The sequence below is a fragment of the Enterobacter cloacae complex sp. 2024EL-00214 genome, assembly GCF_043945575.1.
GTDB lineage: Bacteria > Pseudomonadota > Gammaproteobacteria > Enterobacterales > Enterobacteriaceae > Enterobacter > Enterobacter cloacae_P.
In genome coordinates this window covers 145,822-158,048 of sequence record NZ_JBIMRC010000001.1, presented here as the reverse complement: position 1 = coordinate 158,048, position 12,227 = coordinate 145,822, and the positions used below count along the sequence as shown (strand labels likewise).

General features: G+C 58.1%; 7 protein-coding genes. 5 read left to right on the top strand and 2 right to left on the bottom strand.

Features of this window, described 5'->3' with window-relative positions; translation table 11 throughout:
• The first annotated feature begins 2 nt into the window (after positions 1-2).
• The 5 genes from ntrB (at position 3) to ACHHZ6_RS00720 (ending at position 9,724) form a co-directional block, all read left to right on the top strand.
• The gene (gene ntrB, locus ACHHZ6_RS00740) at positions 3-884 is read left to right on the top strand and encodes a nitrate ABC transporter permease (protein ID WP_182271700.1); all 882 of its coding nucleotides are present in this window, start codon (positions 3-5) and stop codon (positions 882-884) included.
• 9 nt (positions 885-893) lie between these two features.
• Entirely contained in the window at positions 894-1,682 is a 789-nt protein-coding gene (locus tag ACHHZ6_RS00735) for an ABC transporter ATP-binding protein (protein ID WP_182271699.1), read from the top strand.
• 13 nt (positions 1,683-1,695) lie between these two features.
• Positions 1,696-5,682, top strand: a complete 3,987-nt coding sequence (gene nirB, locus ACHHZ6_RS00730) for a nitrite reductase large subunit NirB (RefSeq protein ID WP_395121536.1) — start codon at positions 1,696-1,698, stop codon at positions 5,680-5,682.
• The gene (locus ACHHZ6_RS00725) at positions 5,679-8,165 is read left to right on the top strand and encodes a molybdopterin-dependent oxidoreductase (RefSeq protein ID WP_395121534.1); all 2,487 of its coding nucleotides are present in this window, start codon (positions 5,679-5,681) and stop codon (positions 8,163-8,165) included. Before nirB ends, ACHHZ6_RS00725 begins: the two co-directional genes overlap by 4 nt.
• Before the next feature lie 152 nt (positions 8,166-8,317).
• Complete coding sequence (locus tag ACHHZ6_RS00720; RefSeq protein WP_182274526.1) at positions 8,318-9,724, top strand: YchO/YchP family invasin; 1,407 nt, start codon at positions 8,318-8,320, stop codon at positions 9,722-9,724.
• 2 nt (positions 9,725-9,726) lie between these two features.
• On the opposite strand, the gene narL is transcribed toward ACHHZ6_RS00720, so the two are convergent.
• Positions 9,727-10,377: a two-component system response regulator NarL gene (gene narL, locus ACHHZ6_RS00715; RefSeq protein WP_003856701.1), complete on the bottom strand. Its 651-nt coding sequence runs from the start codon at positions 10,375-10,377 to the stop codon at positions 9,727-9,729.
• Positions 10,370-12,166 (bottom strand): nitrate/nitrite two-component system sensor histidine kinase NarX, encoded by a 1,797-nt coding sequence (gene narX / locus ACHHZ6_RS00710; protein WP_182271696.1) that lies wholly within the window; start codon positions 12,164-12,166, stop codon positions 10,370-10,372. The genes narL and narX overlap by 8 nt, the downstream gene beginning before the upstream one ends.
• Positions 12,167-12,227: the final 61 nt, after the last annotated feature.

Here is a 12,227-nt window from a genome sequence, read left to right as displayed (position 1 = left end):
TTATGCAGCATCTGCAACGTACGACATCCAAAGAAAAAACGCCGGTGAGTGGGGAGGTGATTAGCCTGCCACCGGTACAGGTTCGCCGTCGTGCGCCAGCGTTTACGCGCCGTCTTAATGACGTTTTACAGCGCATCATTCCGGCGTTTCTCGGCCTGGGGTTACTGGTGTTGCTGTGGCAACTGGCGGCGATTAACAGTAAAGGCTTCCCGACTCCGCTCAGCACGCTGGATTCCGCCTTAACCCTGTTTGCCGACCCGTTTTACCGCGACGGGCCAAATGATATGGGCATCGGCTGGAACGTACTCGCCTCACTGCAGCGCGTGGCGGTGGGCTTTGGTCTGGCGGCGCTGGCAGGTATTCCGCTGGGTTTTCTGATTGGTCGCTTCACCTTTTTCTCCCGCATGTTTGGCCCGTTGATCGCCCTGTTACGCCCGGTCAGCCCGCTGGCATGGCTGCCCATTGGCCTGCTGTTGTTCCAGAAAGCGGAACCGGCATCGAGCTGGACGATTTTCATCTGCTCGATCTGGCCAATGGTGATCAACACCGCCGAAGGGGTGCGTCGTATTCCACAGGATTACCTCAATGTTGCCCGTGTGCTGCAACTCTCTGAGTGGACGGTTATGCGTCGCATCCTCTTTCCGGCGGTTCTTCCGGCGGTACTGACCGGGGTACGCCTGTCCATCGGCATTGCCTGGCTGGTGATTGTTGCCGCCGAGATGCTGACCGGGGGGTTAGGGATCGGTTTCTGGATCTGGAATGAGTGGAACAACCTCAACGTCGAAAACATTCTCATCGCCATCGTCATTATTGGCGTGGTCGGGTTGCTGCTGGAGCAGGGATTGATGCTGATCGCCCGTCGCTTTAGCTGGCAGGAAAAATAAGGAGTGACTATGAAACCGTTAATTCAGGTACAGGCCGTGAGCCAGCGTTTTTCCACTGCCAGCGGGGAGTTTCTGGCGCTGCAAAACGTCTCTTTTGATATTCACGAAGGTGAAACCGTGAGCCTGATTGGCCACTCCGGCTGCGGTAAGTCGACGCTGCTGAACCTTATCGCCGGGATCACCTTACCGACAGAAGGCGGGCTGATTTGCGATAACCGCGAAATTGCAGGCCCTGGACCAGAGCGTGCGGTGGTGTTCCAGAACCACTCTTTGCTGCCGTGGCTGACCTGTTTCGACAACGTCGCACTGGCGGTGGATCAGGTGTTTCGTCGCACCATGAGCAAGGCTGAACGCCGGGAGTGGATTGAACACAATCTTGAACGAGTGCAGATGGGGCATGCCCTGCATAAACGTCCGGGGGAGATTTCCGGGGGGATGAAACAGCGTGTTGGCATCGCCCGTGCGCTGGCGATGAAGCCGAAAGTGTTACTGATGGATGAACCTTTCGGGGCGCTGGATGCACTCACGCGTGCTCATCTGCAGGATTCGGTGATGCAAATCCAGCAGACGTTGAACACCACCATTGTGCTTATCACCCACGATGTGGACGAGGCGGTCCTGCTTTCTGACCGCGTGCTGATGATGACCAACGGCCCGGCGGCAACCGTGGGAGAGATCCTGCACGTTGACCTGCCACGCCCGCGCAACCGGGTACAGCTGGCGGAAGACAGCCGCTATCACCATATGCGTCAGCAAATCCTCCATTTCCTCTATGAAAAACAGCCCAAAGCGGCGTAACGAGGAGGCCACGATGCGACTGGTGATTATCGGTAATGGAATGGCAGCAACGCGGCTGATTGCCTCGCTGACCGAACGTGCGCCCGGTCGTTTCGCCATCACCGTCATCGGTGAAGAGCAGGAGCATGCTTACAACCGTATTCAGCTCTCTCCGGTTCTCGGTGGTGAAAAACAGGCGGCAACGATCCGTCTGCAGGATGACAACTGGTATCGCGAACGCGGCGTCACGGTGCTGAGAGGGGAAAAGGTCACTGCTGTGGATGTGGCGGCGCGGACAGTTCACACCCAAAGCCAGACGCTGTTGTGGGATGAACTGGTCTTTGCCACCGGGTCAATACCCGTTGTGCCGCCAATACCCGGAGGTGATGCGCCGCACGTGTTGACCTTTCGCACGCTTGCGGATACCCGCGCCATTCTCGACAGGTCAGGTCCGGCAGTGGTGTTGGGCGGTGGTGTTCTGGGCGTTGAAACGGCAGCGGCGCTTGCCCTGACTTGTGACAACGTCACCATTGTGCATCGTGGTGCGTGGTTGATGGAGCAACAGCTGGATCAGCAGGCGGGTGTGCTGCTTGAAGAGGCGCTGGCGGAGCGCGGTGTTCGCTGTGAACTGTCGTCAGGCATCACTGCCGTGACGGCCGATTCGGTGACATTGCTGAACGGGCGTCAGCTTCACGCCACGCGCGTGGTGCTCGCCACCGGCGTGCAGCCCCGCATCACCCTGGCAAAAGCCAGCGGCGTTCACTGCGCGCGCGGCATTGTGGTGGATCCGCAGATGCAGACCTCCGCACCGAATATTAGCGCTATTGGTGAATGCTGCGAAATTGACGGCCAGACGTTTGGCCTCGTCGCCCCTTGCCTGGCACAGGCGGATATCCTCGCGGCCCGACTGACCGGGGAGAAGACTGCACCCTTTGCGCTCAACGACAGCGGGATGCGGCTCAAGGTGACCGGCATGGCGTTGTTCAGCCTCGGGCGTGCCACCGCGCAGCCCGACGATGTGGTCTGGAGCTCATGGGACCCACTGACGCGCCACTACCGTCGTTTATTGATCCATCGCGGCGTGCTGGCTGGCGTGCTGCTGATGGGGGATTGCCGTAGCGCGGCAACCTTTACCGATTTACTGGCAACGGCAGCTCCTGCTCACGCGGACTGGCTGTTCGATCGTTTCACAACGCAACCGCAGGTTGCAGGACAGAAAGCTATGACAAAACCTACTCTGGTGGTGGTTGGACACGGTATGGTCGGCCATCATTTTCTTGAAGATTGCGTTAGCCGCAATTTGCACCAGCAATACCAGATTGTCGTTTTTGGCGAGGAACGTTACGCCGCCTATGACCGCGTCCATCTGTCTGAGTATTTTGGCGGGCGTAGCGCGGAATCACTCTCGCTGGTGGCCGGGGATTTCTTTGCTGATAACGGCATTGAGCTGCGCCTGTCGCAGCAGGTGGTTGCTATCGATCGTGAGGCTCATGTGGTGCGCACGGCCAGCGGGCATGAAACCCACTGGGACAAACTGGTGCTGGCAACCGGATCGTATCCGTTCGTTCCCCCCGTGCCGGGCAACGATCTCCCGGGCTGTTTTGTCTACCGTACGCTGGACGATCTCGACAACATTGCTGCGCATGCTGACGGTGCCCGTCGTGGGGTGGTGATCGGCGGCGGTCTGCTCGGGCTGGAAGCGGCAAACGCTCTGAAGCAGCTGGGGCTGGAAACGCATGTGGTGGAGTTTGCCCCCAACCTGATGGCGGTGCAGCTCGACAACGATGGCGCTTCAATGTTGCGTAAAAAAATCGAGGCGCTGGGCGTAGGGGTTCACACCAGTAAAGCCACCACCGAAATCGCCTCAACGGACGACGGGCTGGTATTACGCTTTGCCGGGGGGGAGCAGCTGGAAACCGATATGGTGGTCTTCTCAGCGGGGATTCGTCCGCAGGATGCGCTGGCCCGTAGCAGCGGTCTGCTCACTGGCGAGCGAGGCGGGATCTGCATTGATACGCACTGCCAGACTTCCGATAAAGACGTCTTTGCCATCGGAGAGTGTGCGCTCTGGGAGGGCAAAATTTTTGGTCTGGTTGCGCCTGGCTACCAGATGGCTCGCGTTGCCGCCGCGGCCCTGGCGGGTGAGGAGAAATCATTCGCCGGAGCCGATATGAGCACCAAACTGAAACTGCTCGGGGTGGATGTGGCCTCGTTTGGCGATGCGCATGGCCGTACGCCAGGCGCATTAAGCTACCAGTGGACGCACGGCCCACAGCAAATCTACAAAAAAATTGTGGTCAGCCATGACAGCAAAACCCTGTTAGGCGGTGTGCTGGTGGGCGATGCCAGTGAATACGCCACACTGGTGCAGATGATGCTCAACGGTATCAGTCTGCCAAAAGAGCCAGAAACGCTGATTTTACCCGCGCTCTCCGGCAGTGCGCCAAAAGTGCTCGGCGTGGCGGCGTTGCCGGAAAGTGCGCAGATCTGCTCCTGCCATAACGTCAGTAAAGGCGATATCTGCCAGGCAGTGAGTGCCGGTGCGACGGATATCGGGGCCATCAAGCAGTGTACCAAAGCGGCAACCGGCTGCGGGGGGTGCAGTGCGCTGGTAAAACAGGTGATGGAATTCCAGCTTGCGGAGCAGGGTGTGGAGGTGAAAAAAGATATCTGTGAACACTTCCCGTACTCACGCCAGGAGATTTACCACCTGGTGCGCGTCAACCATATCCACACTTTTGAGCAACTGATTAGCCGCTACGGGCAGGGGCACGGGTGCGAAATTTGTAAGCCGCTGGTGGGGTCGGTGCTGGCGTCCTGCTGGAATGAGTATCTGCTCAAACCGGCGCATCTGCCGCTGCAGGACACCAACGACCGCTATTTTGCCAATATCCAGAAGGACGGAACCTATTCCATTGTGCCGCGCATGCCTGCGGGGGAAGTGACTGCCGACGGGCTGATCGCCATCGGCCAGATCGCGAAACGCTATAACCTGTACAGCAAAATCACCGGTGGGCAGCGTATTGACCTGTTTGGTGCCACGCTCGACCAACTGCCGGAGATCTGGCAGGCACTGGTGGAGGCCGGGTTTGAAACCGGGCATGCGTACGGTAAGTCGCTGCGTACGGTGAAATCCTGCGTCGGCTCGACCTGGTGTCGTTACGGCGTACAGGATTCCACCGGCCTCGCGGTGAAGCTGGAGCATCGTTATAAAGGCCTGCGTTCTCCGCATAAAATCAAAATGGCGGTGTCCGGCTGTACCCGTGAATGCGCCGAAGCGCAGAGTAAAGACGTTGGCGTTATTGCCACGGACAAGGGGTGGAACCTCTATCTGTGCGGCAACGGCGGCATGAAACCGCGCCATGCGGATCTGTTTGCCAGCGATCTGGATGACGAAACGTTGATCCGTACCGTCGATCGTTTCCTGATGTTCTATGCCCGCACGGCGGATCGCCTGCAACGCACCAGCACCTGGATGGACAACCTGGAAGGGGGACTCGACTACCTGCGTGAGGTGATCCTCAACGATAGCCTGGGTATTGCCCACGAACTTGAGCAGGAGATGGCCCGGGTGGTGGAGACATATCAGTGCGAATGGCAAACCACGCTTAACGATCCAAACCGGCTGGCGCTGTTCCGTACCGCAGTGAACGGCACCACGACGGATGACAGCAAGCGCTGGCAGGAAATTTGTGGCATCGATGATATTCCGGAGCAGGCGGGGATTGGCGCACGGCTGGGACGCAAACACATCGCACTGTTCCGTTTTGGCAAGTCTGTCTATGCCCTTGACGATCTGGAGCCGGGCAGCAACGCAAACGTGCTTTCACGCGGCATTCTCGGTGATGCGGGAGGAGAGCCGGTGGTGATCTCCCCGCTCTACAAACAGCGCATTCGCCTGCGTGATGGTTGCCAGATCGACAATGGTGAACCGGCGGTGCGCGCCTGGCCGGTGAAAATAGAGAACGGCAAGGTGTGGGTCGGTAACGATGCGCTGGTGATGCGGGCGGAGGCATCATGAATGAAACCCGAACAACGTGCCCTTACTGCGGGGTGGGCTGTGGTGTGGTCGCCAGAGTCGAGGACGATAAGATCGCTGTGCGGGGAGATGAAAACCACCCCGCAAATAGCGGTCGGCTTTGCGTAAAAGGTTCGGCGTTGGGTGAAACCACCGGGCTGCAGGGGCGCTTATTGCGTCCCGTTGTCGACGGTCATCAGGTGGAGTGGGGAGAGGCGCTGAGTACGGCAGGCGAACGACTGCGGGAGGTCATCGACACCTGGGGGCCGCAGGCCGTGGCGTTTTACGCGTCTGGCCAGCTGTTAACCGAGGACTATTACGCCGCCAACAAGCTGATGAAAGGGTTTATCGGCGCGGCGAATATTGATACCAACTCGCGGCTCTGCATGTCGTCGGCAGTGGTGGGCTATAAGCGAGCCTTTGGTGAAGACATTGTACCGTGCAGCTATGACGATGTGGAAAACAGCGATCTGGTGGTGCTGGTCGGGTCGAATGCGGCATGGACGCACCCGGTGTTGTATCAGCGGCTGGTACAGGCGCGGCAGGCTAATCCGGAGATGAAAGTGGTGGTGATCGACCCACGCAAAACCGCCACCTGCGATATCGCTGACCTGCATCTGGCGCTCACACCCGGCAGTGACGCCGGGCTGTTTGTCGGTTTGCTTAACGTTATCCAGGGCACTGACGCGTGGCCGATGGCCCGCGTGGCGGAGTTTTGTGGCCTGTCGCCGGAAGAGATTGGCACTTTTTACGACTGGTTTCTCACTGCTCCGCGCGCCATCACGCTCTATACGATGGGGATCAACCAGTCCTCCAGCGGCAGCGACAAGTGTAATGCCATCATCAACGTCCATCTTGCCAGCGGAAAATTTGCTAAACAGGGCTGTGGTCCGTTTTCGCTGACCGGACAGCCAAATGCGATGGGAGGGCGGGAAGTGGGCGGCCTGGCGAATCAGCTGGCGGCACACATGAACTTTGAACCGGACGATCTCTCGCGAGTGGCACGTTTCTGGGGAACTGAGCGGCTGGCGCAAACGCCAGGGCTGATGGCGGTAGAGCTGTTTGATGCCATTGCCCGTGGTGAGGTGAAAGCGGTGTGGATTATGGGCACCAACCCGGCCGTGTCGCTGCCGGACAGTCACGCGGTGTGTCAGGCGCTGGCGAGCTGTCCACTGGTGATGGTGTCTGAGGTGATGGAGGAAACCGATACCAGCCGGTTTGCCCATATCCGTTTCCCGGTACTGGGCTGGGGAGAGAAAAACGGCACGGTGACCAACTCTGAACGGCGTATTTCACGCCAGCGTGCCTTCCTGCCTGCGCCGGGAGAGGCAAAACCGGACTGGTGGGTCATCGCTCAGGTGGCGAAACAGCTGGGCTACGGCGAGGCGTTTGCCTGGACACATCCGCAGGAGATTTTTTGCGAACATGCGGCGCTTACGGCATTTGAAAATAACGGCGAGCGGGCGTTGAACTTGCGCGAACTTGCTGCGCTCACCCGCGATGAATGGGATGCTCTGGAGCCATACCAGTGGTCGGCAGGGGATTTTCCGCGCCGGCAGATTGTGCCCGTTGAGCCGACGTCACACGCCGCTACCGTGGATGCACTTTATCCTCTGCTGTTAAACACCGGGCGCATTCGCGATCAATGGCACACCATGACCCGCACGGGGTACGTCGCCAGACTGATGCAACATATCGCCGAGCCGTTTGTCGATATTTGTGCTACCGATGCCACGCGGTTTGCACTGCACGACGGGCAGCTGGCGCGGATCAGCTCACCGCGCGGGGTGATGGTTGCCAGGGCTCGCATCCACGATGGACTGCGGGCGGGGGAGTTGTTTGTGCCGATGCACTGGAATGGGTGTTTCGCCCGTCAGGGAAAAGTGAATACGCTGGTGGAAGGGCGCTGCGATCCGCTCTCGGGTCAGCCGGAAAGCAAACAAACGGCCGTGAGGATCATGCCCTGGCAGCCCGGCTGGCAGGGTGAACTTTACGCCCGCACGCTGCCGGAACTGCCGTCTTCCGTTTACTGGTGGCGCAAAGCCTCACGTCTGACGATTGCAGGTGATAAGCCGCTGCTGGAATGGGTGATGAACTACTGCACGGCCCGGGGCTGGCAGATGCAAATCGCCCAGACCGGCGAACGCAGTAGCGTACTGGCCTGGCATCAGGGTGAGCTGATGCTCGGTTACTGGGAAGGTACAGAACTGCCGGCGCTGGCACATACGTTTATAGAAGAGGCATTTCGTAACGCCCCCGTGCAGCTTGCTGAACGCCATGCGCTGCTGAACGGGCAAAACCCGGGGACGCGCGTGGATCCGGGGCGGATCATCTGCAGCTGCTTTAGCGTGGGTGAAAATGCAATACGTGAGGCGATTGCCGGAGGGTGTGATTCCGCTGCGGCACTGGGGGCAACATTGCGCTGTGGCACGAACTGCGGATCGTGTGTACCGGAGCTGAAGACATTGATTGGGTCGAGGGGATAAAGGCGTCGGGTGGCGCTTACGCCACATGAAGTACCATCCGATAGTCAGTTTCAGGATATTCCTGAAATTTCCGTTAAGGCTGTAATTCACTCCCGATCGCGTTAATGTATTAAGCGTATTTTCATAAACACAGGTTCTTATTTCCGACGTTGATGGTTGTATCGTCCCGCTTTCGCCCCCTGTTTTTACTCCTCCTTTTTTTGGCCGGAGCCGTTCACGGTGCGCCGGATGCTTTTATGCAACAGGCGAAAAACCCCTTTGATAACAATGGCGACGGTTTACCGGATCTCGGCCTTGCCCACCCTTCGGCTGAAAGGGAAAAACACCTGGCGGAGATGGTAAAAGCGTTTGGCGAAGCCAGTATGACCGATAATGGTTTGAACACCGGAGAGCAGGCGCGTCAGTTCGCATTTGGTCAGGTGCGTGATGCGGTGAGCGGGGAGGTAAACCAGCAGATTGAATCGTGGCTCTCCCCCTGGGGTAATGCCAGCGCGGATTTACTGGTCGATGAAAATGGCAAATTTAACGGCAGCAGCGGACGCTGGTTTATTCCCTGGCGCGACAACAACCGGTATTTGAGCTGGAGTCAGCTTGGCCTGACGCAACAAACGGACGGGCTGGTGAGTCATGCCGGGGTCGGGCAGCGCTGGATAACCGGAAACTGGCTGCTGGGTTACAACACGTTTTACGACAACCTGCTGGATGAAAACCTTCAGCGTGCCGGGTTGGGAGCGGAAGCGTGGGGTGAAAACCTGCATTTATCGGCCAACTACTATCAACCGTTTTCTGGCTGGCGCGAGCATTCCGACATTCAGGAGCAGCGGATGGCGCGTGGATATGACGTAACGGCCAAAGCCTGGCTACCGTGGTTCCATCACCTGAACACCAGCATCAGCCTTGAGCAGTATTTTGGTGACAACGTCGACCTGTTTAACAGTGGAACGGGCAATCACAACCCGATGGCGGTCAATCTGGGGCTTAATTATACCCCGGTTCCGCTGGTCACCCTGACGGCTACACATAAGCAGGGGGAGAGTGGGGTCAGCCAGAATATCCTCGGGCTAAAACTCAACTATCGCTTTGGCGTACCGCTCTTTAAACAACTTTCAGCCAGCGAAGTTGCCACCACGCGCTCTCTTCGCGGTAGTCGCTATGATTCGCCGGAACGGGATAGCTTACCCGTTATGGCGTTTCGCCAGCGCAAAACGCTGTCGGTTTATCTGGCAACGCCGCCGTGGGATCTGAAAGGGGGTGAAACCGTAATGCTGAAGCTCCAGATACGCAGCGCGCGCGGTGTTCGTCAGCTTCACTGGCAAGGGGATACGCAGGCGCTGAGCCTGACGTCACCGGCAAACAGTACCAAAAGCGATGGCTGGAGCGTCATTATGCCTGCCTGGGATGACCGCGAGGGGGCAAGCAACCGCTGGCGGCTGTCAGTGGTAGTGGAAGATGAAAATGGGCAGCGTGTCTCTTCCAATGAGATCACGCTAACGGTGGTGCAGCCGCTTATCGCATTACCGAATGACGATCCCCGGTGGAAGCTGCTGCCGGAGGAGTGACATCAGAAAATACGTTCCTGATGTACCCACACGGCGGCTTCGACGCGGGATTTTAACTTCATTTTCTTCAGCATGTGTTTGACATGCACTTTGACCGTGCTTTCGGTGATATCCAGGCGACGGGCGATCATTTTGTTCGGCAGGCCCTGGGCAATCAGCTTCAGAATATCGCGCTCGCGCGGTGTTAACTGGCTGACGTCACGGTCAGAGGTGGCACGGTTTGCCCGCAGGCTGGCGGCCAGCACTGGCGTTAATGCTTCGCTCAGTACCATCTCTCCGGCGGCAGCCTGTTGTAACGCCTTGAGCAGATCTTCTGGCTCCATATCTTTTAGCAGATAGCCGTCTGCGCCGCGCTTCAGTGCCGTGACGACATCTTCTTCGTGGTTCGAGACGCTAAAGACCACCACGCGGCCAGAAAGTGATTTTTCCCGCAGCTTGTCGAGGGTTTCCAGACCGTTCATGCCGGGCATATTCAGATCGAGTAAGATCAGATCGGGATCGAGGGATTCGGCAAGCTCAATACCCTGTTCGCCATTGCTGGCTTCGCCAACCACGGTGATATCGGGTGCCATGCTGACCAGCTGTTTTACGCCAGTACGCAGCATCGGATGGTCGTCGATCAACAGGATGGATGCCGGTTCCTGATTAGTCATGGTTTTCTCCTTGAGCAGTTGTAAGCGGTTTTTCGGGAATAAAGGTGACCACGACTTCAGTGCCACCGGGCTCTCTCCGACGAACCTGGCAATCGCCGCGCAGGCTTTGCGCGCGGTCTCGCATGATAATTAAACCATAGTGGTTAGTTCTTTCGGCATTTTCCGGCACGCCGCAGCCGTTGTCCTGAACCGTGAGCTTCACCTGATTCGTGTGCTGGCTGACGGTTACCGTTACCGCCGTCGCGCCGGAATGTTTGAGCACGTTGCTCAGGGCTTCGCGGGCGATCTGCAATAAATGGATGGCCTGATGGGAAGGGACGAAACGCGGGGGGAGCTGGTAATCCAGCTTCACCGGGAACCCCAGTCGGGCGCTAAACTCTTGACAGCTGGACTCCAGCGCGGGACGCAGGCCCGGTTCGGTCAGCTGCAGGCGGAAAGTGGTCAACAGCTCGCGAAGTTGTATCCAGGAGGTATTCAGCTCGTTGCGGATCTGGCTCAGTAACTGTTTGCTGCTTTCCGGCATGCCCGCATCCTGCATCTGCAGGCAGCTCACCTGCATTTTCATACAGGAGAGCGACTGGGCAATGGAGTCGTGAAGCTCACGGGCGATGGTGGCGCGTTCTTCCATGACGATCAACTGCTGCTGTTTTTCCTGATGCCTGTCGAGCGCCAGCGTGGCCGTTAACTGCTCCACCAGAGTATCTACCAGCTGCTGTTGGTCGTGGCTGAGGTGGCGTCCCGCAGGTAGCGTTGCGAGTAAAATACCGTACTGCGTGTGGCTGTCTGTCAGCCGCCACTTAAGCGTTGTGCCGCTGGTGGTCAGAGGCGGTAAACCGCGTGGGCAAAGGTGACACCCTTTGTCATCGCAGGACATGTCCGACTGACAGGTAAATTCCTGATGATTTTCTTCATCTTCAACGTCGTAGACCCGCAGCTCCAGGTCATGGAGTAGCGTCAGGTTTTGCAGGCCGTTCAGTACCGGAGAGAGCCGCTCGCACAGCGGCACCTGCATATGCAGACGTCGGTTGGCCTGCCACAGGAACGAGAGGATTTCGTTTTTCTGCTCAAGCCCGGCCGTTTTTTCCTGTACCCGTTGCTCCAGCACCGCGTAGCTTTCTGACAGCTCTTCCGACATGGTATTGAGCGCCTGACCCAGCATCGCCATTTCGTTACGCCCGCTGATATGGGTACGCTGCGTAAAGTCTCTTGCCGTCACGGCGCGCGCCATCGCCAGCAGCTGTTTCCACGGATTCAACAGCCGCGCGCGTAGCCAGACGATGGTGAAAATCAGCAGCAGCGCCATGAACAGCGCCATCGCGCGGTGAACCATCACCACGCGGTTAATGCGTAGCTCAGTAGCTTGATCAAAAGAGGAGACCAGCGCATCAATGCGTGAAACGAATCCGGCAACATCCTGGGCGACGGTGTCGGCGCGTGCTGCCTGTTTTAACCCTGGCTCCAGTTGCGTGTGCCAGTAGTTCTGCAGTGATTTAAGCTGAGACTCTTGTCCGGCGCGAATGGCGGCCTGTTCCAGCGCCGGGCTGAATGCGGTACGCTCCATGTCGTCAACCAGCTTCTGGTCATCCTGCGTCAACGGTACCGACGCCAGCAGACGGTAACTCTGCATGCGTAGTGAACCTGCCTCATTGATGGCATGTGCATTACCCTGTACCCCCTGTACCAGCCAGCCAGAGATAGCCATGCCAGTCACACCGATAGCAGTAGACAGCAAGACAATAAGCGCCAGCTGGTTAACCAGCGTCAACGGGGATAAACATCTTTTTAACATAGAGTTGCCGGGCTCCTGACGTGGCCTGCTTGCAGGAATGACCGCTATTCTCGTGCATACC